The sequence below is a fragment of the Candidatus Clavichlamydia salmonicola genome, assembly GCF_015356765.1.
GTDB lineage: Bacteria > Chlamydiota > Chlamydiia > Chlamydiales > Chlamydiaceae > Clavichlamydia > Clavichlamydia salmonicola.
In genome coordinates this window covers 443,458-470,378 of record NZ_WTCQ01000001.1, presented here as the reverse complement: position 1 = coordinate 470,378, position 26,921 = coordinate 443,458, and the positions used below count along the sequence as shown (strand labels likewise).

37 protein-coding genes and 1 tRNA gene are annotated in these 26,921 nt (G+C 34.1%); 2 read left to right on the top strand and 36 right to left on the bottom strand.

From position 1 onward, the window contains the following. Positions 1-119: 119 nt before the first annotated feature. From CLAVI_RS02075 to CLAVI_RS01920, 32 genes are all read right to left on the bottom strand, one after another. Entirely contained in the window at positions 120-1,508 is a 1,389-nt protein-coding gene (locus tag CLAVI_RS02075) for a hypothetical protein (RefSeq protein ID WP_194843921.1), read from the bottom strand. Between the two features lie 452 nt (positions 1,509-1,960). Next, positions 1,961-2,043 (bottom strand) — tRNA-Leu (locus CLAVI_RS02070). 48 nt (positions 2,044-2,091) lie between these two features. Beyond that, positions 2,092-2,793 (bottom strand): hypothetical protein, encoded by a 702-nt coding sequence (locus CLAVI_RS02065; protein WP_507134117.1) that lies wholly within the window; start codon positions 2,791-2,793, stop codon positions 2,092-2,094. Between the two features lie 16 nt (positions 2,794-2,809). After that, positions 2,810-3,820 (bottom strand): type I glyceraldehyde-3-phosphate dehydrogenase, encoded by a 1,011-nt coding sequence (gene gap, locus CLAVI_RS02060; RefSeq protein ID WP_194843919.1) that lies wholly within the window; start codon positions 3,818-3,820, stop codon positions 2,810-2,812. A gap of 55 nt (positions 3,821-3,875) precedes the next feature. After that, positions 3,876-4,304, bottom strand: a complete 429-nt coding sequence (gene rplQ / locus CLAVI_RS02055; protein ID WP_194843918.1) for a 50S ribosomal protein L17 — start codon at positions 4,302-4,304, stop codon at positions 3,876-3,878. A 5-nt stretch (positions 4,305-4,309) separates the two neighbouring features. Further along, positions 4,310-5,425: a DNA-directed RNA polymerase subunit alpha gene (locus CLAVI_RS02050; RefSeq protein ID WP_194843917.1), complete on the bottom strand. Its 1,116-nt coding sequence runs from the start codon at positions 5,423-5,425 to the stop codon at positions 4,310-4,312. A 17-nt stretch (positions 5,426-5,442) separates the two neighbouring features. After that, entirely contained in the window at positions 5,443-5,853 is a 411-nt protein-coding gene (rpsK, locus tag CLAVI_RS02045) for a 30S ribosomal protein S11 (RefSeq protein WP_194843916.1), read from the bottom strand. A gap of 21 nt (positions 5,854-5,874) precedes the next feature. After that, positions 5,875-6,243, bottom strand: a complete 369-nt coding sequence (rpsM, locus tag CLAVI_RS02040) for a 30S ribosomal protein S13 (RefSeq protein ID WP_194843915.1) — start codon at positions 6,241-6,243, stop codon at positions 5,875-5,877. Positions 6,244-6,299: 56 nt separating this feature from the next. Further along, a complete protein-coding gene (gene secY / locus CLAVI_RS02035; RefSeq protein ID WP_194843914.1) occupies positions 6,300-7,673 on the bottom strand; it encodes a preprotein translocase subunit SecY in 1,374 nt (457 codons plus the stop codon). A 6-nt stretch (positions 7,674-7,679) separates the two neighbouring features. Next, a complete protein-coding gene (gene rplO / locus CLAVI_RS02030) occupies positions 7,680-8,129 on the bottom strand; it encodes a 50S ribosomal protein L15 (protein WP_194843913.1) in 450 nt (149 codons plus the stop codon). Then, positions 8,122-8,616 carry a 30S ribosomal protein S5 gene (gene rpsE / locus CLAVI_RS02025; protein ID WP_194843912.1) on the bottom strand — a complete coding sequence of 165 codons (495 nt, stop codon included), beginning with the start codon at positions 8,614-8,616 and terminating at the stop codon, positions 8,122-8,124. Before rpsE ends, rplO begins: the two co-directional genes overlap by 8 nt. Positions 8,617-8,629: 13 nt before the next feature. Further along, positions 8,630-9,001 (bottom strand): 50S ribosomal protein L18, encoded by a 372-nt coding sequence (rplR, locus tag CLAVI_RS02020; RefSeq protein ID WP_194843911.1) that lies wholly within the window; start codon positions 8,999-9,001, stop codon positions 8,630-8,632. A 13-nt stretch (positions 9,002-9,014) separates the two neighbouring features. Beyond that, on the bottom strand, positions 9,015-9,569 hold the full coding sequence (rplF, locus tag CLAVI_RS02015; RefSeq protein WP_194843910.1) for a 50S ribosomal protein L6: 555 nt from the start codon (positions 9,567-9,569) through the stop codon (positions 9,015-9,017). Between the two features lie 19 nt (positions 9,570-9,588). After that, positions 9,589-9,987, bottom strand: a complete 399-nt coding sequence (rpsH, locus tag CLAVI_RS02010; protein WP_194843909.1) for a 30S ribosomal protein S8 — start codon at positions 9,985-9,987, stop codon at positions 9,589-9,591. A 16-nt stretch (positions 9,988-10,003) separates the two neighbouring features. Further along, positions 10,004-10,546, bottom strand: coding sequence for a 50S ribosomal protein L5 (rplE, locus tag CLAVI_RS02005; RefSeq protein WP_194843908.1), 543 nt, complete (start codon positions 10,544-10,546; stop codon positions 10,004-10,006). After that, positions 10,533-10,880, bottom strand: a complete 348-nt coding sequence (gene rplX / locus CLAVI_RS02000) for a 50S ribosomal protein L24 (RefSeq protein ID WP_194843907.1) — start codon at positions 10,878-10,880, stop codon at positions 10,533-10,535. The genes rplE and rplX overlap by 14 nt, the downstream gene beginning before the upstream one ends. A gap of 2 nt (positions 10,881-10,882) precedes the next feature. After that, positions 10,883-11,251, bottom strand: a complete 369-nt coding sequence (rplN, locus tag CLAVI_RS01995; RefSeq protein WP_194843906.1) for a 50S ribosomal protein L14 — start codon at positions 11,249-11,251, stop codon at positions 10,883-10,885. Positions 11,252-11,296: 45 nt separating this feature from the next. Then, positions 11,297-11,554 (bottom strand): 30S ribosomal protein S17, encoded by a 258-nt coding sequence (rpsQ, locus tag CLAVI_RS01990; RefSeq protein ID WP_194843905.1) that lies wholly within the window; start codon positions 11,552-11,554, stop codon positions 11,297-11,299. 2 nt (positions 11,555-11,556) lie between these two features. Continuing rightward, a complete protein-coding gene (rpmC, locus tag CLAVI_RS01985; protein WP_267239483.1) occupies positions 11,557-11,760 on the bottom strand; it encodes a 50S ribosomal protein L29 in 204 nt (67 codons plus the stop codon). Positions 11,761-11,762: 2 nt separating this feature from the next. Then, complete coding sequence (gene rplP, locus CLAVI_RS01980; RefSeq protein ID WP_194843903.1) at positions 11,763-12,179, bottom strand: 50S ribosomal protein L16; 417 nt, start codon at positions 12,177-12,179, stop codon at positions 11,763-11,765. 20 nt (positions 12,180-12,199) lie between these two features. Further along, entirely contained in the window at positions 12,200-12,844 is a 645-nt protein-coding gene (gene rpsC / locus CLAVI_RS01975; RefSeq protein WP_194843902.1) for a 30S ribosomal protein S3, read from the bottom strand. Beyond that, positions 12,844-13,197, bottom strand: coding sequence for a 50S ribosomal protein L22 (rplV, locus tag CLAVI_RS01970; RefSeq protein ID WP_194843901.1), 354 nt, complete (start codon positions 13,195-13,197; stop codon positions 12,844-12,846). The genes rpsC and rplV overlap by 1 nt, the downstream gene beginning before the upstream one ends. Before the next feature lie 22 nt (positions 13,198-13,219). Further along, on the bottom strand, positions 13,220-13,483 hold the full coding sequence (gene rpsS / locus CLAVI_RS01965; RefSeq protein WP_194843900.1) for a 30S ribosomal protein S19: 264 nt from the start codon (positions 13,481-13,483) through the stop codon (positions 13,220-13,222). A 5-nt stretch (positions 13,484-13,488) separates the two neighbouring features. Then, complete coding sequence (rplB, locus tag CLAVI_RS01960; RefSeq protein WP_194843899.1) at positions 13,489-14,343, bottom strand: 50S ribosomal protein L2; 855 nt, start codon at positions 14,341-14,343, stop codon at positions 13,489-13,491. Between the two features lie 32 nt (positions 14,344-14,375). Continuing rightward, a complete protein-coding gene (rplW, locus tag CLAVI_RS01955; RefSeq protein ID WP_194843898.1) occupies positions 14,376-14,699 on the bottom strand; it encodes a 50S ribosomal protein L23 in 324 nt (107 codons plus the stop codon). Further along, positions 14,699-15,379, bottom strand: a complete 681-nt coding sequence (rplD, locus tag CLAVI_RS01950; protein WP_194843897.1) for a 50S ribosomal protein L4 — start codon at positions 15,377-15,379, stop codon at positions 14,699-14,701. Before rplD ends, rplW begins: the two co-directional genes overlap by 1 nt. A 13-nt stretch (positions 15,380-15,392) precedes the next feature. Continuing rightward, positions 15,393-16,070: a 50S ribosomal protein L3 gene (rplC, locus tag CLAVI_RS01945; RefSeq protein ID WP_194843896.1), complete on the bottom strand. Its 678-nt coding sequence runs from the start codon at positions 16,068-16,070 to the stop codon at positions 15,393-15,395. A gap of 486 nt (positions 16,071-16,556) precedes the next feature. After that, positions 16,557-17,024: a 3-hydroxyacyl-ACP dehydratase FabZ gene (fabZ, locus tag CLAVI_RS01940; protein ID WP_194843895.1), complete on the bottom strand. Its 468-nt coding sequence runs from the start codon at positions 17,022-17,024 to the stop codon at positions 16,557-16,559. A 122-nt stretch (positions 17,025-17,146) separates the two neighbouring features. After that, the gene (locus tag CLAVI_RS01935) at positions 17,147-18,115 is read right to left on the bottom strand and encodes a hypothetical protein (protein ID WP_194843894.1); all 969 of its coding nucleotides are present in this window, start codon (positions 18,113-18,115) and stop codon (positions 17,147-17,149) included. 323 nt (positions 18,116-18,438) lie between these two features. After that, entirely contained in the window at positions 18,439-19,188 is a 750-nt protein-coding gene (locus CLAVI_RS01930; RefSeq protein WP_194843893.1) for a putative quorum-sensing-regulated virulence factor, read from the bottom strand. Between the two features lie 12 nt (positions 19,189-19,200). Beyond that, positions 19,201-19,713, bottom strand: a complete 513-nt coding sequence (gene tsaE / locus CLAVI_RS01925; protein WP_194843892.1) for a tRNA (adenosine(37)-N6)-threonylcarbamoyltransferase complex ATPase subunit type 1 TsaE — start codon at positions 19,711-19,713, stop codon at positions 19,201-19,203. Beyond that, positions 19,689-20,408, bottom strand: a complete 720-nt coding sequence (locus CLAVI_RS01920; RefSeq protein WP_194843891.1) for a DUF2709 domain-containing protein — start codon at positions 20,406-20,408, stop codon at positions 19,689-19,691. Before CLAVI_RS01920 ends, tsaE begins: the two co-directional genes overlap by 25 nt. Positions 20,409-20,709: 301 nt before the next feature. On the opposite strand from CLAVI_RS01920, the gene trxA reads away from it, so the two are divergent. Next, complete coding sequence (trxA, locus tag CLAVI_RS01915; protein ID WP_194843890.1) at positions 20,710-21,021, top strand: thioredoxin; 312 nt, start codon at positions 20,710-20,712, stop codon at positions 21,019-21,021. An 11-nt stretch (positions 21,022-21,032) separates the two neighbouring features. Here trxA and CLAVI_RS01910 read toward each other — a convergent pair whose 3' ends face one another. From CLAVI_RS01910 to hisS, 4 genes are read right to left on the bottom strand one after another with little or no spacing between them, the layout of a single operon-like run. After that, the gene (locus tag CLAVI_RS01910) at positions 21,033-21,482 is read right to left on the bottom strand and encodes a tRNA (cytidine(34)-2'-O)-methyltransferase (protein ID WP_194843889.1); all 450 of its coding nucleotides are present in this window, start codon (positions 21,480-21,482) and stop codon (positions 21,033-21,035) included. A 24-nt stretch (positions 21,483-21,506) separates the two neighbouring features. After that, positions 21,507-22,199, bottom strand: coding sequence for an FKBP-type peptidyl-prolyl cis-trans isomerase (locus CLAVI_RS01905; protein WP_194843888.1), 693 nt, complete (start codon positions 22,197-22,199; stop codon positions 21,507-21,509). Further along, positions 22,196-23,962, bottom strand: coding sequence for an aspartate--tRNA ligase (aspS, locus tag CLAVI_RS01900; RefSeq protein ID WP_194843887.1), 1,767 nt, complete (start codon positions 23,960-23,962; stop codon positions 22,196-22,198). The genes CLAVI_RS01905 and aspS overlap by 4 nt, the downstream gene beginning before the upstream one ends. Then, positions 23,959-25,248, bottom strand: coding sequence for a histidine--tRNA ligase (hisS, locus tag CLAVI_RS01895; RefSeq protein ID WP_194843886.1), 1,290 nt, complete (start codon positions 25,246-25,248; stop codon positions 23,959-23,961). Before hisS ends, aspS begins: the two co-directional genes overlap by 4 nt. Positions 25,249-25,557: 309 nt before the next feature. Here hisS and pgtP point away from each other — a divergent pair, with 309 nt between their 5' ends. Next, positions 25,558-26,907 carry a phosphoglycerate transporter protein PgtP gene (gene pgtP, locus CLAVI_RS01890; protein WP_194843885.1) on the top strand — a complete coding sequence of 450 codons (1,350 nt, stop codon included), beginning with the start codon at positions 25,558-25,560 and terminating at the stop codon, positions 26,905-26,907. The last annotated feature ends 14 nt before the right edge of the window (positions 26,908-26,921 follow it).

The window sequence follows — 26,921 nt, the reverse complement described above, 5'->3', positions numbered from 1 at the left end:
AGAAAAGACACATAATACTAGCAGAACAGGAGCTCATAATTTTTTTTATATTACAGACAGCTTCTGATGAAGAAAATGGTAATTTGAAATTATTACCATTTGAAAAACTTTAAAGACCTTTATACTTCCTTGCACTTTAATGCCTTACAAGGAGCTCTTTCTATAACCCGAGATCTTAATAAGCCTCTTCTACCTAAAAAAGCTTTAATCATTCGTTCTTTGAGATTTACACACAGATCTTTTAGATCATTTTCAAATTGTTGTTTCGTATCAATAAATTCTGTATCCTCTTGCCCAAAAACAATATAAGGAATAGAAATGCATGGTAAATTCTTAGCTACTGACATTGAAATTTTTACTATTTTCATTTGAACTTCTTCTTCTGATGGAGTTTTATATGGCCCTTCATCAAAAAAAACATCCACAGCTGATGGATACATTTTCTTATCTAACTGTAGATTATTTAAAGAAATCCTTTGTGAAGATGGACTACGAAGCTTATCTCTTTCTTCTTGTAGCATTTTATTAGCCAAAGGTCCTTTCCTTGGATTATAAACATCTTTAATAAGATATTCTTTCGCTAAATAAAATACTTCCTCTTCTTCCTCATCATGAAACTTCCATTCATTCATAGTGAGAGGTTCACCTCCTAAAGAAGCTTCTACCCATATATCATCCTCATCTTGTTTTTCATCGATCATCATGTTGATCTCTTCTTCCATACATAAGTAATGGTGGTCTAATTTTCTAATAATCCCTCTAATACCATGACGTTGTTCTAATTTGAGAAATATTTTCTCCTTTTTAGGAGGACCATATGCTTTAAGAAATAATAGGAGAGCTACTTCAGCAAAGTATAACATACTTGACATCTGCATCATTTGACTCAATCTTACACAGTGATACTTTGAAAATTCCTGGTGAGAGTGATTACATAATCCTGGTCCCAATCCAGAGATCGCTAAAGTCAATCCTCCACTGAATCCTATAATAGATGTGAATACTTTAACCCAGTCAAGATACTTTTCTTCTTTTTTTACAGCTGTTTCTAAACCTTTATTTAATAAAAAATTTTTTTTCCACAATAATTTTTTAGAAGATACTGTGTAAATTTTTTTTCCTTTTAAAAAAATTTGGACCATCCCCACCATCATTAGTACTCCAGATCCTCCTCCTATTATTAGATCTTCAATATGCTTGCCTACAGATTGATTGGAAAGTTCATAAAACCTCTGTGGCATATATATTAAAAGTATGTAGTTATCTTTTTTAATATAAGGAATTGCTGGCAAGTAATTTTCACTGTACTCATGAGGTAATAGGACATGCCCTTTATAAAAAGAGTGAGAGGCCTCTATAGAGGCAGTCAGATAACTCAATATTCCTGATACAATAATCTCTGAGATCCCTTTTAGGCATAAAAGGTTATTTCTTATATTACATAAAGCTTCTGATGGAGAAGATGGTAATTTAAAACAAAATGGCAATTTAAAATTATTACTAACCATAAAAATAAATTATAATACTTCAAGCGCATGATTCTGTATTATTTTTAATTTTTATTCAATAAAAGATTAATTATTTATTAATAACAATTGAAGTAAAAAATAACTATTAAAAAAAATTTTCTAATGATCTAAGCTGCTTGGAAAAAAGCATCTTATTTTTGAGAGAGATATAAAATGAGATGAAATAATGAAAATATCTAATCTTTTGAAGAATGATTGCTCAAAATAGAACTCGAACCTACACAGCCCGAAGCTAAAGAGATTTTAAGCCCAAGTATCTAGCATTCAACCACCTGAATGAAATCTTAAGAAAATTAAAAAATAACCTTCTTAAATAAGAATATTTTCTACTGATTTAAATTTCTTTGAAAAAAAGGAATTTTATCTTAGTCAAACAGATAAAATAGATTAAGATTAAATAATAAAAATATCTAATCTTTTGAAAAAATTATTGCTCAGAACAGGACTCGAACCTGCACGGGCCTACGCCCAAGGGATTTTAAGTCCCTAGTGTCTACCATTCCACCACCTGAGCGAAATCATAAGAAGATTAAAAAATAACCTTCTTATAGTCAACTATAAATTAATCTTCTGAAGAATCTTTCTGTGAAACGTTGGTAGCTCCTACAGCATTAACATCAGAATTTTTTTCCATTTTATGTTCTTTAATTTGCCCAGCTTTTTTCTCATCTTGTTGTCGAAGTACTTCTGAGATCAACATAGATGGTGGTGGCAAAAGAGAAAATAGTTTTTGTGGATTTGTACTTACTTTTATTGAATCAGATGCATCGTTTTCTAATTTTTCTGAAGAAGTAGATTCTGTTACATCTTTACGTTTCTTATAACGCTTTTTATCTTTCCACTTAGTGTCTTTTTCTTCTTCAAAAGTTTCTTTACTAGGAATTTCTTTAGATCCAATTGCTACTGGTTCTACAACAGCAGGAGGTAACAAAGGTTGTGAAACTTTTTCTTCTCTTACTTCTTTAACAGCTTTTAATGGCATTCCTCTGCCACCAGCAATTTTAATACCTTTTTCTAAACCTGGAACTCTAAGATTAATCCTAGCATCTCTTGTTTCTATAATTTCATAATCTAAAATAGGAAACAAAAACATTTTAGATTTGTGCGTTCCTCTAAAAAAACATACAAAACCGAATGATACCAGTTCCAAAAAATCAAGGAGCATTGGCTCCTGTGAAGCGTCTTTATTACTTGTTAAAAGTAATTTATATCCATTTCTGGGAGTAATTATACTTTCTATAATTGGTTCTCTAGTAAAATGCACAACACAATACCTTTTTCTATTTGGCTAATTTTGCCATATGTTCAATGAGGTCCACTACGCGCGTAGCATAACCAGTCTCGTTATCATACCAAGCTACCAGCTTAAAAAACCGATCACTCAATCCAATCCCAGCAAGAGCATCAAAAATTGAAGAATAGTGTGATCCTATGAAATCAGAAGACACAACCTGCTCATCACAATAACTCAAAATGCCTTTTAAAGGTCCTTCTGCAGCATTTTTAACCTCTACACAAATTTTTTCGTAGGTTGTTGCAGTTTCTAATCGAACTGTTAAATCTACAACAGATACATCTGCTACAGGAACACGAAAAGCCATTCCTGTAAGCTTGCCTTTTAACGAGGGTAAACATAAAGTCACCGCCTTAGCAGCTCCTGTTGATGCTGGAACAATGTTTTGCATTGCACCACGACCACCTCGCCAATCTTTCTTTGATGGCGCATCCACAACTTGTTGAGTAGCAGTAGCTGCATGAACAGTTGTCATCAACCCTTCTTCAATCCCAAAAGCATTATGTATAACTTTTGCCAAAACAGCTAAACAATTTGTAGTACATGAAGCATTGGACACTACATGATGATGTGCATCATCATAATCAGTATGATTAACACCCACCACAAAAGTAGGAACATCACCTTTTGCTGGCGCTGAAATAACAACTTTTTTAGCTCCAGCTACTAAATGTAAAGAAGCATCTTCTAAAGAGGTAAACCGTCCTGTTGATTCAACAACTATATCTACGCCTAATTTTGCCCAAGGCAATTTGGAAACTTCTTTTTCAGCAGATATAGTTATCTTCTTTTCATTAATGATGAGCGCATTTTCTTCAGATGAAACCTGACCTTTAAATCTGCCATGAGTAGAATCATACTTAAATAAATAAGCTAGGTTATCAGCTGGTACTAAATCATTAATTGCTACTACTTCTAATTCAGGATACTTTCCAGAAACAAGCTGACGTAAAACTAATCTTCCAATGCGTCCAAATCCATTAATAGCAATTTTCATTGTCACTTTCTCCAAGAAAAATTTAAAGCCAAGCCATTAGTTCAAAAAAAACTAACTAATCAGCCAAAAACTCTATGATACATTTTTGAGCATTATCACCAACGCGATTTTCTGTACGAAAAATTCTGGTATAACCACCCTTTCGTTCTGCAAATCGTAAACCAAGAACATCAAACAACTTATTGATAATACCTCGATCATCATTATATGAAGATTTATCGCCAGCTTTAGCTAATCTTTGTTCTTTAGAAGTTAAAGAATTAAAAGTTACCATCATTCGCCCTATAGCAAGACGCCTTGCTGCCAAACTATTTTTTTTAGCTAAAGTAATCATCCCATCAGCATGACGTCGTAATTCTTTAGCTTTAGTAATAGTTGTTTCTATTCGTTCATAACGAATTAAAGATTTAAGCATGTTGGCCATTAAACAACGATTATGAGCTGTTGTTCTTCCTAGCCTACACTTTCTTCTTCCATGTTGCATAGTGTCTACTGCCCCTTAGTATTTTTAGTACGAAGCCTTTCAGCATACCATTTCATTTTTTCTTTTACATTTTCTAATGAAATTCCAAATTGACTTAAATCCATGCCTAATTCAAGACGCATTTCTTTGAGTTTATTTTTAATTTCACAGAGAGATTTTTTTCCAAAATTACGAAACTGCAACAAAAGAGGCTCTGGCATAATAACCAATTCACCAATAGTTTCAATGTTTGCACTGGAAAGGCAATTAGTTGATCGAACTGATAATTCAATCTCATTAATACCTAAAATCAACTTATGTAATATTTCATCTTTATTTTCTTTTTCAGAGCTTACTGCTTCTTCAAAAGCAAGTTCTCTTTCATCCATTTTCTCAAATACAGCAAGATGCTTAACCAAGATTTTAGTTGAAAAAGCTAATGCTTCTTGTGGAGTTACACGTCCATCTGTAGTTACATCAAGTATCAATCGATCAAAATCTGTTTCTTGCCCTACACGAGTATCTTCAACAAAATAATTAGCTAAAGAAACTGGAGAAAATGATGCATCTAATAAAATTTCATCCTGTCGACGATCTGTTACCTTTAATTTTTCTGAAGGAACAAATCCTCTACCAAAAGCAACACGCATATTAACTTTTTTCTGCATCGGTTTTGTTACTGTAAACAAAACATGATCAGGATTAATTAAATCAAATTCAGAACCAGGAAATAAATCAGCTAAAACTATGGATCGTTGTCCACCTTTTTCTAATAATTCTGCTTCTGTAATTTCTAACTCAATAGTATGAATACGCATTTGTCGACCAAAATCTCCAGCACTATCTGGTAACTTGCGCAACAACGCTCCCTTGAAGTTTAAAGCAATATTAGTGACATCTTCAATTACTCCTTCAATTGCCATATACTCATGATGCACATCATCCATAGAAAAACCTATGATTGCTGGTGCTTCTAAAGTAGTCAAAAGCATACGCCTTAGAGAATTACCCAATGTATGCCCCATCCCTTTTTCTAAAGGATCTGCAATAAAACGAGTTTTTTGGCTCTCTTTAGCATAATACTCTGCCTTGATGGCCTCAGGCATTTCGAACTTATCATATAGTAAAGTTTGTTCTTCCATACAACTTCAGGCCTCCTTTATACTCTTCGACGTTTTCTTGGACGACAACCATTGTGAGGAACAGGAGTCATATCACGAATTAAAGAAACAACTAATCCTACCCCAATCAAGGCTCTTACAACAGACTCACGTCCTGCTCCAGTTCCTTTTAAATTGACTTCTACTTCTTTTAACCCAGAATGCATAGCAACTTTAACAGCTTCTTGAGTAGCTACAGTAGCTGCAAAAGCTGAAGATTTTCTAGATCCTGAATAACCAACTTTTCCAGCAGATGCCCATGAAACCATGTTACCTGCAGGATCAGTAATCGCAATAATAGTATTATTAAAAGTGGCTTTTACATGAACTACTCCAGCTGGAATATTTCTTACTACTTTTTTCTTAGTAGTTTTAGCCCCTTTTTTTACTTGTGTTTGTTTTTTAGACAAGAGTCAACTCCTCAATTAAATTTATTTTTTCTTTTTGGCAACTGTTTTACGTTTGCCTTTTCGAGTACGAGCGTTTGTCTTCGTCCGTTGTCCTCTTACTGGCAAAGAAAGACGATGTCTTAAGCCTCTGTAAGAATGGACTGATATAAGTCTTTTGATATCCCCTTGAACTTGACGTTTTAAATCTCCTTCTACAGAATATTCAGACTGCAAACACATATTTAACTTAGCTAAATCGTCATCTGTCAACTCAGAAGCCCGCATATGAGGATTGAGCCCAAGTTTTATAATAATTTCTTTGGATCGAGCTAGCCCAATACCATAAATATACGTAAGGCTAATAAACAATTTCTTTTTAGCCGGAATATCTATCCCAATAACACGAGGCATAAATTTCTCTTATTCTTTTAAAAATTTTAGAAGTTTAACTAAAAAAAAGTTATCCTTCAATATCTTCCTTTGGACTTATCTTTCTTCATAAAGCCATCATATTGCTTAGTGAGTAAAAAAGATTTTATTTGCTTCATAGTATCCAAAATCACTCCAACCACAATCAATAAAGCTGTGCCACCAAAGAAATAGGTAACACTTGCACCTACTTTTAGAAACCCACCAATCAAGTTTGGAAGAACTGCGATTAATGCTAAAAAAACAGATCCTATAAATGTAACGCGACTCATCGTTTGCTCTAAATAATTTTGGGTCGGCTTTCCTTGTCTCAATCCAGGAATAAATGCATTATTCCTCTTCATTTCTGAAGCTATTTGTTCTGGATGAAATTGAGTAGCAGTCCAAAAATAAGTAAAGAAGAGTATAAGTAAAACATACATCAATGAATAAAGCCAATTTCCAGGAAGAAAAAATGAAAGAAATGCACCTATCTTTGATTCTTTACCTAAAAATTGTGAGAGCGTAGCTGGAAACATGAGTAATGATGAAGCAAAAATAACAGGAATAACTCCTGCATAATTTACTTTTAAAGGTATATAAGAAGATCCCCCAATCATTTCACCACGTCCTACCATTCTTCTGGCATGTTGCACTGGAATTTTACGCTCACCTTCAATAATCCAAATAGTGGCAACTAAAACTCCTGCAAATAAACAAGCAAGAATACCTAAAGTAAAAAATGAAATTTGTCCTGGCTCTTGAGAACCTAAATTCAATTGACGAATTAAAGAAGATATTACTGATGGGACAGAAGATAAAATACCTAAGGTGATAATAAGACTAACGCCATTACCAATACCTCTATCTGATATACGCTCGCCTAACCACATAAGCAATAAAGTTCCTGTAGCCATAACAAGTACAGTTACAAAATAAAATAAAAATGGCATGCCAAAAAGAGAAAAATTCAAAATATCAGAAACTACAAGACCTGGAAAAGAAAGATTCATTTGCAAAATAAATTTTGCAAAAAATGAAGATTGTACCACTGCTAAAAAAACAGTAAATAATCTTGTATATTTCCCAATTTTTCTTTTTCCAGATTCTGGATTTTCTCGTACTTCTCTTTGTAAATTAGGCATAAAAGCTAATAACAGTTGTATAATAATAGAAGCTGATATGTAAGGCACGACTCCAAGAGCAAAAACTGTCATTTGAGCAAAAGCTCCACCAGAAAAAATATCTGCTAATCGAAATAAATTTTGACCAACACCTGCTGTTTGTTGAAAATACTCAACAGCACGACTTCCATTAATACCTGGAACAGGAATAAAAATACCAACACGACAAACAACTAAAATAGCAAGAGTAAATAAAATTCTTGTTCTTAGTTCTGTGCTTCGGAAAATGCGCCTTATAAAAGCTTTCATCCTCTTTTATTTCTCCTGTTGAGCAATATCCACTTTATTTTTTAAACTAGCAGATAACGCTATTACATGACTATCTTGCCAAATCAAACGTTTAGCAAAATCACCTTTAAGAATAATTTTAACTTTTCTAACTCGAGACTTAATAACGTTTTTTAATTTTAATGTATCTAGAGAAACAACTTCTCCATCCTTAAACGAAAATTCTATACGATCTGAAGTAATAACAGATGGTCTATCTGCAAATCTAGCATTAGAAAATCCTCTTACAGGAAGTCTTCTATACAAAGGTACAGCACCACCTTCATATCCATAACGACGCTTGTAACCAGAACGAGATCCATCTCCTTTATGACCCCTGCCAGAAGTCTTTCCATTACCACTAGAAGGACCCCGTCCTAATAATTTTTTACGACGTCTAACGAATGAATTATTTGATAAGGTCTCTAATTTAATCATCGGACTTTCTTTCTTTTAAAATGTTTTCTTTACTTGTCAATCCAGCCAAAGCCTTAAAAGTAGCTTTAACTTGATTGATAGGATTATTTGAACCTAAACTTTTTGCAACAATATCTTTTATTCCAGCTAATTCTAAAATAGAACGTACGCGAGAACCTGCTACAACACCTGTTCCAGGTAAAGCTGGTTTCAATAAAAGTTTTGCTCCATCACAATTAACTAAAATTTCATGAGGAATAGATCCTTCTACTGTCGTTGCGAATGACATCAAACTTTTACGAGCTGACTCTCCACCTTTTTTAATAGCATCCGTCAATTCATTAGCTTTAGCAAAACCATAACCAACACGACCTTGACCATCTCCCACTAGAATCAATGCAGAAAAACTAAATTTTCTACCACCTTTTACAACTTTTGAACAGCGATTAACGAATAAGACTTTCTCTTCGAAATGCTCTTCTTTTTCTTTTGGAGAATTTTTTGACATAATTAAGCCTTCCTTAAAACCTTAAACCGCCCTCTCGAGCCCCTTCAGCAGCTTCTGCAATAATACCATGGTATTTAAAAGATCCTCGATCGAAAATAACTCGTTCTACTTGAAGAGCTTTTCCCATTTCAGCAATTTTTAACCCTAATAACCTTGCAGCACTTTTACCTTTTTTAGCATTTTCAGTATTTCTAATTCCTTTTGAAACAGTAGAAATGCCAGCCAAAGTAAGACCTGCATCATCATCAATTAACTGCAAATAAATATTTTTGTTAGTTTTCACTACACTCAAACGAGGCTGAAACGATGATCCTCGTACTTTTTTTCGTACTCGCATCTGACGTCGTTTCTTCATGATCCGTTTATTAATAAGCGAACTTTCCATATCTTTGAGCTACCTATTTTTTGCCTGTTTTACCAGATTTCCCTGCTTTACGACGCACATATTCATTAGCATAACGAATACCTTTACCTTTGTAGGGTTCTGGGGGTTTTTTTAATCGTACAACTGCTGCAAATTGTCCAACTTCTTGTTTATTTATTCCTTTAACAGAAATGAGAGTATTCTTTTCTACTGCAACTTGAATACCTTCAGGAATTAATACTTTAACTGGATGGCAAACACCTATAGAAAGATCTAAATAAGATTGCTGCACTGAAGCTCTCATACCTACTCCAACCATTTCAAGTTTTTTTTCAAACCCTGAATGAACACCTATAACCATATTATTGATCAAAGACCAATAGAGACCTTGAAATTTTTTCAAACCATCAAGTTCAAACCCATCAGCTACACGAACACTAATTTTTTGATCTTCACAAACTACAGAAATACCAGCTTTGAATTCTTGTGATAAAAATCCTTTTGGTCCTTTTACACTAATAAAATTCTCTTGAAGAGTTACTTCTACTCCAGCTGGAACAACTATGGAATCTCTTGCTTTTCGAGACATAACACTAACCGTTTTTAAATTACCAAACCAAACACAATAACTCACCACCAAGCTTACGCTCACGCGCAGTTTGCCCTGCTATCACTCCTTGAGAAGTCGATATAATAGACAATCCTGTATTACCAAAAACACGAGGTATTTCTTTTGAAGAAACATATACTCTTAAAGATGGTTTTGACACTCTTTTTAAAACACGAATCACTGATTCACGATCGCGCTTATACTTTAAGAAAATACGCATAGTACTTTTTTTATTTTCTTCTTTTACTAAGTAACGAGCTACAAAACCCGCTTCTTGTAAAATCTTTACTATAGCTTCTCGCATACGACTATGATTTATATCTAAAAATAAATGTTCTGCTGTTAATGCATTACGAATTCTTGTTAATAAATCTGCGATTGGATCACTTATACTCATAAAAAATTTCTATCCTTTAGGCTGAATGCTTGAATGGTAATCCCAACAACCGCAAAAGTTCGATGCATTCAGCATCGCTAACAGCCGTTGTAACAAAATTAATATTCATTCCTTGGGTTCGCTTAACTGCATCAAGATTAATTTCAGGAAATATTTGCTGATCATCAAGACCTAATGAATAAGACCCTCTTCCATCTCCTTTTAAAGAAAAACCTCGAAAGTCTCGAATTCGAGGACAAACGATATTAAAAAATCTATCCATAAAATCAAACATTCTGACACCACGCAAAGTAACTTTAGCCCCAAGAGCTTGCCCTTCACGTAATTTGAACCCTGCCACAGAGACTCTCGCCTTAGTAACTAATGGTTTTTGCCCTGAAAGCATTGCCAATTCAGTTAAATGACTTTGAAAAGCATTTTTATCTTTAGATGCTTCTGCAAGGCCCATGCTAATAACTAGTTTTTTCAAACGAGGCGACTGCATAACATTTTTATAGGCAAACTTCTGGATCAAACTTTGTTTGACTTCAGTTTCATACTTTAGCTTAAGCCGACTCATTGCTATCTTTTCTCTCTTTAATTACACGACAAAATACAAGTGGTGTTGAACGACTACGTCCCCACAATTCTTTTCTTCCATCATCTCTAATTTTAGGACGAACAGGCTGATTATTTACCATCAACATAACATTTGAAATATGAATTGGAGATTCAATATCTATTCGTTTACCTTTAGGATTTTGTTGGCTCTTTTTGATATTTTTGACACGAACGTTTATCCCTTCGACAACTATTCTATCATTTTTTAATAAAAGAACAACTCCACTTTTTCCTCTATCATTTCCAGCTATCACCATTACTTGATCGCCTTTACGAATTTTTGTATGCCGCATGACTAAATGACCTCCGGTGCTAAAGAACTAATTTTTAAAAAACCTTTATCTCTAATTTCTCGAGCAACAGGTCCAAAAATACGAGTACCTTTAGGATTTCCTTTTTCATCGATCAAAACACAGCTATTGGTATCAAAGCGCAAGAATGAACGATCTTTTCTTTTAACTTTACTTTTTGTTCTTACAATCACAGCTTTTACAACATCGCCTTTTTTCAAAGCGCCATTAGGCTCGACTTCTCGAACAGAACATACTATAACATCACCAATGCTTGCATAACGTCTTTTAGATCCACCTAAAACCTTAAAACACTTAACAACCTTAGCGCCAGAATTATCTGCTACTTTTAACTTTGTTTCTTGCTGAATCATATTTTCCCTATTTCCACTAAGTCTTTCAAGAGATCATCTTCACCATTAAATGGTTTCGATTACTCTCCATCTTTTTAATTTAGACAATGGTCGTGTCTCAACAATACGAACCTTATCGCCTTCTTTAACCCCTTCTAAAAGGTTATGCGCGTAATATTTTTTGAAACTTTTTACCACTTTAGAATACTCAGGATGTCTTAAAACTCGTTCCACTTTAACAACTACTGTCTTTTCCATTTTAGTAGAAACTACGACACCAGTTTTAATACGGCGCAAACCTCTTTCTTCGTTAGGACCATTCATAATTAATTTGCCTCTATACTTCTTTTTACAGTCATTGCTCTCGCAATATCTTTTTTCTTTTGCGCAAAAAGATGAACTTGAACTTGCGTACCACTAGTCATACGAGTATTACGAAGAAGAAATATTTCTTTCTTTAACTCGTTAATAAAAGCATCTAAATCTGCTACTGTCATTGATCTTAGATCTTTATTTTTTTTTTGTTTCATGGCTATACCTGTTCTAATCTCTTAACAAAACGTGTTTCAATACCCAATTTTGCTGCTGCACGTCTTAAAGCGCTTTGAGCCTCTTCTTTAGTAACATTAGCAACTTCAAATAATATACGACCTGGTCTTACTACTGCTACCCAATGATCAACAGCACCTTTTCCCTTACCCATACGTGTTTCAGCTGGCTTTTGGGTGATACTTTTGTCAGGAAAAACTCGAATCCAAACTTTTCCTTTACGTTTTAAATAACGGTTTATAGCAATACGAGCAGCTTCAATTTGCTGACTAGTAACCCATCCTCTTTCCAGAGCCTGCATACCATAATCACCAAAATGAACGAAATTACCCGCTTTACTTAATCCAGAAAAGAAGCCTTTCTGCTGCTTTCGAAATTTAGTGCGTTTAGGCATTAACATAAAATTTTACTCCCGATGAATTAAGATGCTGATCGATTTCCAACTTGTTCGCCTAGATTAATCCACACTTTGATGCCAATAGTACCATATGTGGTTTCTGCTCGAGAAGTTGCATAATCAATGTTTGCTCTCAGGGTATGCAAAGGAATTTTTCCCTCTTTATACCACTCAGAACGTGCAATTTCAGCTCCTGCTAATCTTCCAGAAACTTGTACTTTAACTCCTAAAGCACCCGCATCCATAACGCTAAGCATTGCTTTTTTCATAACACGTCTAAAAGCTACTCTTTTTTCAATTTGACGAGAAATTCCATCAGAAACTAATTTTGCATCCAATTCTGGACGTTTAATTTCTTCAATTTCTAACCAAACTTCTTTACCAGTCAACTTACACAGTTGTTCTTTTAAAAGAGCTGCTTCAGCACCTTTCTTTCCAATAACTAATCCTGGACGAGATGTATGAATAGTAACTTCTACCTTTCCACTCATACGACGAATAATTATTTTCGCTGTGCCTTGACAAGACGTCTTCTTTAATAAAAATTCACGTATGCGGAAATCTTCTATTAGAAATTTTCCAAATTCTTGTTTATTCCCAAACCATATAGATCGCCAGTTTTTTGTAACTGCAGTACGAAATCCTATCGGACAACCTTTTTGACCCATTATTCCTCTCCCAACTGACCTTTAGCACCAAGTACAACAGTAAAGTGACTTGTTCTTTTTAAAATAGGAGCCCGGCCACCCCGACTCTTCGACTTAGCTCTTTTCAAAGAAGGGCCTTCATCTATCTTTACTTCAATAACACTTAACTGTTCTCGAAGTAAGTTGGCTCGCGAAGCAGCATTAGCTACAACGCTATCTAAGAGTTTTTTCATAAAACGCCCAGATTTCATATTGCAAAACAATAATTGATTCTCTGCATCTTTTACTGAAAGACCTCGAATTAAATCTGCTACCAACCTAGCTTTCCTAGGCGGAACTCTATGCCCTTTAGCAACACCCTTAAATAATTCCATTCTTCTTTTAACCCTTTTCTAACTATTTCTTCACTGGATGAGTTTTGAACATCCGTGTAGGTGCAAATTCACCCAACTTATGCCCCACCATTGTATCAGAAACAAAAACTGATAAGAACTTCTTTCCATTATGTACATCGAAAGTATATCCCACCATTTCTGGAAGGATCATGGAACGACGAGACCAAGTTTTAATTGGAAGTTTCTTTCCACTTTCATTCATATCCGAAACTTTTTTCAAAAGATGATGGTCAACAAAAGGACCTTTTTTTAAGGATCTACCCATATGTATTACTTCCTACGATCTTTAATAATCCATTTATTTGACTTTCTTTTACTACGAGTTTTTAAACCTTTAGTAAATTGTCCCCAAGGCGTTTGCGGAATATATCCATTATGCCTACCTTCTCCCCCACCATGTGGGTGATCAACAGGATTCATCGCTGTCCCCCTAACAGTAGGGCGAATACCCTGCCAACGCTTTCTTCCAGCTTTTCCTTCTACTCGCAAATTATGGTCTGGATTAGAAACAATTCCTAAAGTAGCTCTACAATCTTCATGAAGCAAACGAATTTCTCCAGAAGGCATTTTTAAGCTAACATACCCAGTGCTTTTAGCAATAATTTGAGCAGAAAGTCCTGCTGAACGAACTAATTTTCCACCACAATTAGGCTTAAGCTCTAAATTGTGAACAGATATTCCCAAAGGAATACTTCTTAAGTTTAAACAACATCCAGGACTCAATGGACTTCCTTCGCCAGAAAGAACTTTATCACCTCTTTGCAAACCTTTAGGAGCTAAAATATATCGTTTTTCTCCATCTGCATAATGTAACAAAGCAATCCAAGCAGATCTATTTGGATCATACTCCAAAGTAGCTACTTTGGCAGGAATGCCATCTTTATTTCTTTTAAAGTCAACTAGACGATAATGTCTCTTTTCTCCACCACCACGATGACGACAAGTAATATGACCAAAATTATCTCGTCCACTTGTTCGTTTTTTCAACGCAAGAAGACTTTTTTCTGGTTCTACTCTTTTTCTAGAAGAGCCACCTGTTAAATCGCCTACTCGAGTTAGTTCTTCTGAAGTAGAAAGAACCAAATGACGAGTTCCGGGCGTTACCGGCTTAAATTTCTTAAACATACAACGATTTCCATACTACATTTCATTATCTATCAGATAGAGCCACTTTTAAGCGTAACTACTGCTTTTTTGAAGCCAGCAGAAAACCCTGGACGGCCTTTACGGGCTTTCTTAGGTTTTGGTTTAGCTACAATAGTATTTACTTTTTCTACCAAGACGCCTTCACTCTTATAGATAGCTTCAATAGCATGTGCTATTTCTGGCTTAGAACTACTTGGGTGAACACGGAAAACATATTTTTTAAATTTACTTAAAGCGCCTTTCTTTTTTCCAGGCCGATCTTCTGACAAAGATTCAAGAACTTTCGCTTTTTCTGTAACATACAAACTTTTTATAATATCATATGGGTTTTTCATTACTCGCCCTTCGTCTTATGCGTTAAAAGATCTATCATTTCAACAAAAGCGGATTCTGCAATGATAAGACTGCGTGCTACAGCCAAATCATATCCATTAAGATTAACTCCTAATAAAAAATCACGAAACCCAGTTAAATTACGGACACTTTTTCTAAAATTAAAACAAAAATCACCTGCTAACGAAGACGAACTAACAAAAATCATTTGTCTTTTTTGAATTGGCAATAAATTTAAGAAAGATAATGCTTGAGAAGTTTTTGGCACATCAAAAGTTGAAGTAAATACATTATCTTCAACCAAACAAACCGCATTACTTTTGATCTTTTCAGCAAAAAGTAATCTAATAACTGCTCGTCTTTCTTTTTTATTAATTCGAACATGTTGATTAAACTTAGGCAAAGGACCAAAAACAATCCCACCACCTCTATAATGAGGTGCAGCTAAAGTTCCTTGTCGAGCATTACCCGTTCCTTTTTGCCTAAATGGCTTACGGGTCGAGTGACTAACCTCAGAACGCCCTTTAACAGAAGCACTCCATTGTCTCTTATTTTTTCTAAGCGCAACAAGATAATCTTTTGCAGCTTGGGAAGAAACCTGCGTATTTAGAAAGTCTTCATCAACTGACAACTCCCCTACTTGACGGCCTTCAAAATTATATTTAGAAAGAAGAAAACTCACTTGTAACCCTTACTTACTTTTTATTTTTAGCAGAAGCAAATGATTCTGTTATAGAAACCCATCCATTACAACCACCAGGCACTCCACCTTGAACAAGCAATAATTTGCGCTCCAAATCAATCTTAAAAACAGAAAGATTTTTTACAGTAACACCATATCCACCCATACGACCAGCTTTCTTTTGTCCAGATAAGCAACGACCTGGCGTTGAACGCATCCCCGTAGAACCTCCATGACGATGGAACCCTGACCCATGACTTGCTGGACCACCTCTAAAGTGATATCGCTTCATGACGCCTTGAAATCCCTTTCCTTTTGACGTAGAACAAACATCAACAGCTGTTACATCATTGAACCATTCAAGCCCAAATTCTGCACCTGGAACAATATCTGCCCATTCTGCATCAGAAAAATCAGTCCGTACCTCTCTCATTTTTTTAAAAGCTGGAACATTTGCTTTTTTGAAATGACCCAAAAGAGGCTTAGTTACTCGTTTTTCCATCGTTCTAGGATCTGAAACAATCACTTTGCCATAACCAAGTTGAAGAGCATCATAGCCTTCGTTTGCTTTGACCTTAGTTTGTACAACAACGTTAGGCTCAATAAGCAAGACTGTACAACTTACAGCATTCCCCTGCTCATCAAAAAGCTGAGTCATACCCTTTTTAATTCCCATTAATGTCTTGTTCATAGAATATCTCTTAAAAAATCATCTTTGAAAGCAAGACGAAAAAGCATTTGCCTTTATCAGTCAATAATCTTGCTGCCAAACAGAAAGTTTTTCAGGAAAAGAAATTTTTCCAAAAAAAATGAAAGCGAAGATTAGCAAAGCTTTTACATTTTGACAACAAAAAATCACCTTAAAATTCTCAGCAAAGTCGTTTCAAACAACAAAGAACCTTTTACAGGTTATTTTTAAAAGAAATCAAAAAAAGAATAGCTAGAAAATTTCTCCTCAGAACCTCATATAAAAATGATCTTTTTACACGCAAATCAATATTATTTTTATATAAATAAAATTATTTGAAATAATTTTATTTTAAATCATAAAAAAAATGTTTTCAGGAAAAAAATTCTGAAAATAATTTGTTTTTTAATATTTTAAAAAGAAAGTTTTCTACATTTAGAATAGATGTTACTACATCATTAAAGTAATGAAACTTATTATCATTTTGAATCAAGCCACTTTATTTATTAATCCAAAACCTAAATCAGCTTCTACCTTTAATTCATCGCCAACATATACTTTCCCTGCCCCACGAAGACCTAATGCACTCACCCTATTAAGATGAACCTTCAACTCAAGAATGTCGCCTGGCGTGACAGGACGCCGAAATTTTGCTTTATCTATAGTAAGAAATACGCCTAACTTTTCTGGCCAATTATTTTGCTTACTAATCAGCCCATACAAAACGCCTGCTGTTTGAGCTAAAGCTTCTAATAGTAACACCCCAGGAAAAATAGGCATATCTGGAAAATGTCCTTCAAAAAACCATTCATTAGAAGTAACGTTTTTTTGACCAATAATGGTTTTTTTCTCTAAATCATAATGAGTAATGATATCTAAAAATAAAAAGGGATATCTATGAGGTAATATTGCTTTTATTTCATCTAATCGCAATGTATTAACAGATGTTTTATTCATAACTACTCTCCTTCATGAAATCGTTGACTAGAAGATTTTTTCTCTTCTAGCCTACAGACAGGTTTGTTTTTCAACAAGAATTTCAACATCTCTTAAAAAAATTGTATGTATAAGAATAGATCCTATTTTTTATCTAATGACTGCCAAACTTTGTAAATACCAATCAATCCAATAAAGATAGAAAGACCTGCCCTAGCTTCTAATGGAACACAAGCTCCAAACTCTACTATGCCTTTTACAAAATCTAAGAAAAATTCTAATATTTTTTCTACTAAAGTTAAAACATGATTTACTACAACAGTTCGGTAATGTAGGAATATTCCTCTTGCTACTTCAGCATGATCAGCAGAACTCATATTTTGATCAGCATCAATAAGACCTTTTACTCTAGTATAGCACTTTTTTTCTCTAATCAATTCTGCAGTAGTCCCAGTTAAAACTGCTGCATGATTCACAACCATCAATGTATTCGCTGCAAGACCCATACCCAATGCATGATGCCCTAAAAATGGCGTCATTTTATTAACCCAGCCGCAAGAACGAAAAACAGCAAAAGATAAAACAAAAGTAGTGGCAGCTAAACTTCGCATCCCCGCTGATAATGCAGCTAGTCCTTGTTCTTTTTTACCTAAAGCAACTTTGTTATGCTGATATATTTTTTCTGAATCAAGAACAGAGCCATCTAATAAAGAAATATCTTTTCTTCTTGAACAAAAATCTCTAACAAGACAAACAGCAGCTTTTCCATCACCAATAGCCCCTGGAATAGCACCATTAAATGCGTTAAAAAGACCTAATACAGTCCGTGCCCCGGATAAAGCTTTCATAGCATTACTAAATCCATTATGAGAAGATTCTAGATCTACATTTGACTTCGTTAATTCTTTTCCTAATTCACAGACTGCTAAAGCTGTTTTTATCGACTTATCTACACCACTAACGCCACGAACAAAGCTGGCCATTTTATTATTACGATTAGTAAAAAATCCTTTAAAATTATGTATTGGAGTATAAGTAGACGTTCTCCCAAGTGCTGGAGTTATTTTTGCGCTCATGTAAAGAGCTTTTGCAGCATATATAGATGACGCCATATGAAATTTCCTCTCTGTTTACACCTAATTTAGTGGATAGGCTATAATTAAATTTTTCTATTAAAAACATTTTAATATTTTTAAAAAATTATTATTATTGTTTTATACGTTCATGTTTTATGAAAAAAATGATAAAAAGTAATTGTTTTTTATAAAAAAACAATTACATTATCTCTTAAATTAAATGGTCTTGTCAATACAAAGATTAGATAAACATAGACTTGAAAAACTAGAAAATAAAATATTTTTTTTACACAAAGCCTTTCTTTTTGCCAAATACTTTCTTTAAAAAAAACGCTGTATCATTCTACATTTTCAAAAATTTACATTTCAGAAAAAGGATTTGTTATTTGAGAAAAGCGTTGTCCTTGCTGACGATGTCTGATCTCTGAACGAATAGAATGGAGTAAATCTAAATCAAAATCCATAGATAAGGCCCATTGCAAATACTGAAGTGGAATATCTGCAAACAAACGCCCTTTATATTTTCCTAATGGCATATATTTCATTTTTACAGGCTTAGACAAAACGCTTAATAAAATTTCTAAAGATTTGTATCGCTTAGTTAATTTTTTGAAAACTTCAATATTCGTCTTAACATCATTCATTGCCCGATGAGCACCTCCTCTAGGAATATTAAAATGACCTGCTAATGTATCTAATGCATTATTAGGACTATCACCATAATCTCGCGCTAACCGCAATGTATCAATTAATAAATAATTTTTTGGAAAAGGAATTTCTGCTCTTTCTGCTTCTTTAGACAAAATACTGACATCACAACCAATACTATGCCCAACAATCATTGCTCCATCTCCAATAACACTAAATAATTGAGGCAAAATAGCTTTTATAGGAGGAGCATTTATTAACATTTCAGATGAAATATGATGCACAGCCAAAGCTTCAGGAGAAATTAAACGATCAGTATATACTAAGCTTTCAAAAGAACTTAATATCTCTGTGAAATTAAATTTAACTACAGCCACTTCAATGACTCTATCATGCTCAGGATCGAGCCCTGTCATTTCACAGTCTAAACAGACAAAAGTGATATCTTGTAATTTTTTCATGTTAATCTCCTATTAAACAATACTTTTAGGACCATTCCTACCTTGTCGCATCACTTCAAAACAGGCTAGAAAATGCGCCCAATCAAATCCTAAAAAACCTGAAAAAGTGATATCTCTTAACCCTTCTTCTATATGCGTTAAATGAATTTCAAACACAGGCTCAAAAAAATTCTTGTCTAATTTTTCAGGCCATTCAATGACAACTGGGCCATTTTTTTTGCAAAATTCATCAAAACCAAGCTCAAAAAAATGGGAACCATTTACAAGGCGGTAGAGGTCGAAGTGATAAAAACATAAAGTGTCATCACCATATATGTGTAAATATGCATACGTTGGGCTGGAAATATCTTCTGAAGAAATTTGACAAAAGAAGGAAGCCATGCCCTTAGTTAATAAAGTTTTTCCTGCACCTAAATCACCATACAAAAAAATAATAGTATCTTTTTGCAAAAACTTTCCTAACAAAGATCCAACTAAAAAGGTTTCTTCTTCAGAATGTGTTATGAGTCGTCGACATCTACCCATGCAGTCACATATGCGTGAAATACTTCATCTTCAGCCAATGCTTCTACAAATCCTGCAACTTTGTCTTCTTGCAAAAAACTTTCTACCAATTGCAAGAAAGATTCTTCCATTTGATAACGATTTTGATTTTGCACTTCAAATAATGACATTGGTTTGAGATAAGCAGATTGAAAATCTTGAATAACAGCTTCTTTTGTATTGTATAATTTACCTGTCACTGCTGAAGAAAATACTACTTTTGTTATGGGTTTTTTGGGAGGCTGCATATAATTTTTAATAACATCTAGATCATCTGAAACAAAAAATCTTTTGACTCTGACGCCACTTTGTCTTTCTGTATTTTCTGGACATTTGGCCAACCAATCATAAATAGCATCTTGTGGATTAGAGTAGACATTGTCAGCAAATACTTTTCCGGTAAATGGGCATATGTAAATTCGCTTTGTACCTTCATTAACAATAGGCAATCCTGTCCCTATTTTTATTTCAGTCTCTCGCCAAATTTTACCAGATTTTTCTAATGAAGCAATCGCTGCTTCTTGACTAGAATATAAAATTTTATCTCTTAAGCATGCTACTGGGCGCAATTTCATTTGAACGCCTAAACAAAAAAGATAGGCCCCCAATAGCTCAGGTGCTTTTTGTGTTTTTAAAAAACAAAGTAGCTTTTGTTTAACTTCTTGCGCAATCTTCATCCTCATACCCAGTAATCAAGCAGAACAGGAAAATTCTATCGCATATAAGGGTTTCTTAGCAAGATTATCCCCCTACTAGAAGAATTGTTTGTTCTTTATTATCTTCAATAAAATAATTTATACATTAAGGGTCAAAAAAGAGAAAGTTGTACTTTTTGGATAAAAGTTGTAGTATGGTCCTACTTTATCAACAGCCAAGCCAAAATGGATAAATAACCTAAATTTAAGCTCTAGCTTATTTTTTAATAAGAGCTTACGCTCTCTTGGTTGTAATTATGTTTATACTAATAAGGATTTCTTCATGGTAACTCTTATAGATGATGACCAATTTTCTAATGCAACTAAAACTGGTCTTGTTCTTGTTGATTTTTTTGCAGAATGGTGTGGCCCTTGTCGCATGTTAACACCAATTATGGAAGAATTACAAAATGACCTTGGCGCTCAAATTGTAATTTTAAAAATGGATATTGATAAAAATCCATTAACCGCAGAACAATTTGAAGTCACTTCTATCCCTACTTTAATTCTATTTTATAATGGAGAAGTAGCTAAAAAAGTGGTTGGCCTAAAAGACAAAGATTTTTTAACTGCCATGATTTCTCAATATCTGTAAGATCACAATAGTTATCTGTGGCTGGATTGCCTATGTGCTTCATAGGCGCTTACAGCCACTGCCACAGCAAGATTCAATGATCTTACCTTTCCTGGCATTGGAATTGTAAAAAGCCTTTCTTTGTAATTATCTGTAATTACTGAAGCCAGTCCCTTCGACTCTGATCCAAAAATCAATGTAGAATTTTCAGAAAATACTCCGTTATAACAACTACTTTCTGCCTTAGAAGAAAGTATAAACATTTCTTCTACCAAGACACCTTCTATAGCTTCATCAAAAGAATCTACTACACGAACCTTAACTAAATCCCAATAATCCATAGCAACACGCTTTAACCTTCGGTCTGAAAAAACAAAGCCCAAGGGTCTCACTAATGTAAGAGTTGCACCCAAGGCAGCACAAGTCCTTGCAATACTTCCTACATTTTGTGGAATCTCAGGCTCTACAAGAATAATATTCATGAAATAATTTTTAGAACATTGATCTTACTTTTCTGACTGACCATCTGCTTTAATAATTTCTATATCAAAAATTAAAAGAGCATTAGGTGGTAATTGTCCAGATGTTCCATAAGCATAATCTGGATGTAAGAATAAAGTTCTTTTTTCTCCTTCTCTCATCCCTGAAACTCCTAAGGAAAAACCAGGAATAGTTTGAGTTAAAGGAAGAACTATAGGTTCTTTATGTTCATAAGAAGAAGAAAAGACAGTTCCATCTTCAAAACGTCCTGTATAGTGTAAAAGAGGTGCCGCAGAAACTACTGGGCCTGTTCCTTCTTTTTCAATTAAATATTGAATTTTTCCTTCTTGTAATTCTATTACACCAGGATTTTCAGCATTTTTTTTCAAAAATTTTTCAGCTTTAACTAAATTTTCTGCAGCTTCTTTTTCCATTACAATGTTTCTCACTTTATTTAATGTATCTTCGTATTCTTCTTCTGTCATAGGCGCAGGCAATCCTTTTACTTCGTCTTGCATACCTTCTATGACAATTTTTAAATCTATCTTATAATCACCACTCTGCAATAACTGACGAGCTAAAAGATGCCCTAAAGTTTTTGATAAAGATTGTGCTTGTTTCAAAGAAATGCCTTCTTCATTTGCATGAATAGCATTCCATGGACAACATAAAATTCCTAAGAAAATAGCCCATCTTGTCATTGCTTTAATTTTTTTCATTTTACAATCTCTGTGTCTGTTATAATACTTAATTCTTTTAACTGCGCTTCAGAAACACTTGAAGGTGCCTTTGTCATAAGGTCTGCAGCTTTTTGAGTCTTTGGAAATGCTATAACATCCCGAATACTATCTGTCTGAGTTAGTACCATCATTAAACGATCTAACCCTAAAGCTATTCCTAAATGTGGTGGTGTTCCATAACTTAAGGCATCTATGAAAAAGCCAAATTTATCTTGCGCTTGTTCTAAAGAAATTCCTAAAGCTGTAAAAATTTTACTTTGTAAAATTGAATCATATATCCTTTCTGATCCAGATCCAATTTCATAGCCATTTAATACTAAGTCATAACTAGATGATCGCATATCACCTAAAGAAGTCTCTAATAAATGAATATCTTCTGATAAAGGTGCTGTAAAAGGATGATGCGCTGAAGCCCAGCGACCTTCTTCTTTACAGAACAAAGGAAAATCTGTAATCCAAACAAATCTATAATCATTTTCAGAATATAATGATCTATCTTTAGCACAACATCTTCTTAGATGATCTAAAGTTTGATTCACTACTACTGACGAGCCTGCAACAATAAAAAGTAAATCTCCTATTTCAGCCTGAACAACGTTCTTCAGTTGAGCAAAAACTTCTTTAGAAGCAAATTTTTGAACATTAGAAGAAATATCTTCTGCATTCCATTTTACCCAAACAAGACCTTGCGACCCATACCTTTTAACAAAATCAGTGTATATATCAATTTGCTTACGGGAAATCTCAGCACCATTTTTAATAACAAAGCCTTTGATTTCTCCACCCATCTTAAGAACATCAAGGAAGATGCTAAAAGAAAACTGAGCTGCAATATCATTCAACCGAATCAGTGGCATGCCAAAACGTAAATCTGGTTTATCTGTACCATACATTTCCATAGAAGCTGCATAAGTCATTTTTTCAAATGGAATAGCTATAGGTATTTGCTTCAAAGCAAATACCTGCTGCATCATTCTTTCTATTAATTCAAATAAAAATTCTGTTGATTCAAAACTTACTTCTATATCAATTTGTGTAAATTCTGGTTGTCGATCTGCTCTTAAATCTTCATCTCGAAAACATTGCGCTATTTGGAAATAACGATCCATCCCTGCAATCATTAATAATTGTTTGAAGATTTGAGGTGATTGTGGAAGGGCATAAAATGATCCTGGATAAATTCTTGATGGAATCAAATAATCTCTTGCTCCTTCTGGAGTTGCTTTTCCTAGCAATGGAGTTACTATCTCTAAAAAGCCCTCTTTATCTAAAAAATTACGTACAAAAAGAGCTGCTTGATGTCTAAAAATTAATCGTGAAGCAATATCTCCACGACGAATATCTAAATACCTATATTGTAATCGTAATTCTTCATTTACATTAACATGCTCATCGCAGATAGAAAATGGAGAAACTTCAGCTTTTGCTAAAAATTCACATGCATACACATCTACTTCTATTTCTCCAGTAGCCAATTTAGGATTGGACATTCCAGGCAATCTAGTTCGTACTTTTCCTGTAATGTTAATGACCCACTCTGAGCGAACATGACTTACTTCTTCATGTAAAGATACATCTGTTTCAGGGTGTATAACTAACTGAGTTAATCCATAACGATCTCTAAGGTCTAAAAATATCACCCCTCCATGATCTCGACGACGATGAACCCATCCAGATAAGCAAACTTCTTTCCCAACATCTTGTATAGATAATGTTCCACAATTATGTGTTCTTTTATTCATTGAGAAATCCTATCTCTGATTTCATTAAAACCACATGTTATTGCGGTAGATGTTTTTAAATTTTTTAACATTAAGCTTTGATCTTTAATTTCTTTACTACCTAAAACAGCAAAAAATGATACTTCTCTTAAAACTGCTTCTTTAACAATATTTTTTAAATTCTTTGTTACAGGCGTTAACTCTGCTGAAATACCTTTTTTTCTGATAGATGTAACTAAGCGAAAGCCTTCCTCTATAGCAAACTCATCCATTGGCGCTATCCATAGTACAGATGCTTGCATAGCTGGTAGCTCTATGTTTTTTTGAACTAAAAATTGTTGAATGACTCTTTCTAATCCAATCCCAAAGCCTGCAGCTGGCAATGGTGGTCCTCCTACAGATTTTGTAAGATCATCATAACGCCCTCCACCACCTAAGGCACTTTGTCTCCCAACAGCGTCTGAACAGCTCACTTCAAAAACAAAATCAGTATAATAATCTAATCCTCTTACTAAAAAGGGATCTTTTTTATAAGAAATGGCATGCTCTTGAAGCAATTGGCAAACTTTTTCAAAATAAATTAAAGATTCTTCTTTAACAAAATCTATTAACTTTGGTGCAGCTTTTAATAAAATCTTATCTTGTTCTTCATTTGAGTCTAAAATTCTTAAAGGATTTACCTGATACCGCTCTTGGCTTAAAGGAGACAAAGATTTAAAATCTTTTTTAAAAAAAGCTTTTAAGGCTTCTTCATAAATTTTGCGATCATCCGCATCACCTAAGCAATTCACATGAATAACAGCTTTATTGATCCCCATTTTATTCAAGAAATCATTCATTAGAAAAATAACTTCTGCATCAACATAAGGATTTTTTATACCTATAGACTCAATGCCAAATTGATGGTGTTGACGATATCTTCCTACTTGTTGCCTCTCATAACGAAACATTGGTTCAACATAAAACAATTTATTTTCTATTCGTTGTGTATGGAGACCATGCTGCACTAAAGCACGTGCTACTGGAGCAGTGCCTTCTGGTCTAAGGGTAAGACTTCTGCCTTTCTTATCTTGAAAAGTATACATTTCTTTTTTGACAAGATCACTTAAATCCCCTGCACTTCTAAATAAACCTGAATCCTCAAACATAGGAGTTCTAATTTCTGAAAAACCATAAAGTGTTGCTACATCTCTTGCTGCTTTTTCTACAAAAGTCCATAAATGCATGCTCTTCCAAAAATCTTCTGATGATTTACTTCCTTGATAGGGTAAGATATCAAACACGCCTTTGGCAGAATTATAACGCATAATAATCTCTTGCATATTTTGATTGCCTAGCAAGAATAACCTAATAGATCATATATCCGCAAAGTATTCGCAGCATCTGACAACTCTTAAAAATTTTTGCTTTCATTAATTAAACTAAATAATCGATAAAGACAAATTCATTAGATGATACTTTTTCAAAAATTGATTAAAAATTCTTGCTACTCAATGACAGCTGAAAAATGATACCTCTTTTTAAAACCTTTTGATAGAATATGAAAAGTTTATAAGATCTTTTTTTGCTTAAAAAATTTTTTAGGCATTGAAAATAAGGATTTCAAGGAAAATTGGATGACAAAAAAACCGACAAATATTTTCAAAAGATTTTTCAACCCGCCTCCTCATCGACCTGAAATAAAAAACCCTGAAAAAGTTGATCGCCGTTACCGCTACTGGCGGATGCGTATTTTTTATTCTATATTTTCTGGTTATGTTTTTTATTATTTTACCCGTAAAAGCTTTACGTTTGCTATGCCTATGCTTATTGCAGATTTAGGATTTGATAAAGCTGATTTAGGTATTTTAGGAAGCATTTTATATATTTCTTATGGGCTTAGTAAATTTGCAAGTGGCATATTATCTGATCAATCCAATCCACGATATTTCATGGCTTTTGGATTAATTATTACAGGCATTGCTAATATTTGTTTTGGCTTATCCTCTACTCTAGTGATGTTTTCCATTTTTTGGGGTATTAATGGATGGTTTCAAGGATGGGGATGGCCTCCTTGTGCTCGGTTACTTACGCATTGGTATTCTCAAAATGAACGTGGTAGTTGGTGGAGTATTTGGAGTACTTCTCATAATATTGGTGGTTTCTTAATTCCAATTGTTATGGCTTACGCAGTGCAGTTTTTTGGATGGCGTGGAGCAATGTTTTTGCCAAGTATTTTATGTATTGGAGTAGGATTTTTCCTTATTAATCGATTGCGAGATACGCCTCAATCTCTAGGACTACCCTCTATAGAAAAATATCGTAATGATTATCCTGAATCTTCAGAAGCTGGCTTCATCGAAGAAAAAGAACTTACATCTAAACAACTTTTATTTGACCATGTATTAAAAAATAAGTGGGTATGGTTACTTGCAGTTGCTTCATTTTTTGTCTATGTTGTACGCATGGCTATTAATGATTGGAGCGCTTTATTTTTAATTGAAACAAAAAAATATTCTGTTTTACAAGCAAATTTATGCGTTTCTATGTTTGAAATTGGTGGCCTATTTGGCATGATTTCAGCAGGATGGCTATCAGATAAGCTCTCTTCTGGCAAGCGTGGGCCAATGAATAGTATTTTTTCTTTAGGCATGGCTGTAGTTATTGTAATTTTTTGGCTAAATAATCATTCTCAAATTTTACTTGATGGTTCTTGCTTATTCCTTATTGGCTTTTTCTTATTTGGCCCACAAATGATGATTGGCTTAGCTGCAGCAGAACTTTCTCATAAAAAAGCAGCTGGTACAGCAAGTGGATTTACTGGCTGGTTTGCTTATTTTGGCGCTGCAGTTGCTGGTTATCCATTAGGAAAATTAGCTGAAGACCATGGTTGGCCTTCTTATTTTGCAGCTCTTACAATCTGTGCAATCGTTGCTTTTCTTTTATTTTTACCTACTTGGAAAGTCAAAGGCAATAATAAAGCATAGTTAAGCTACTTCCC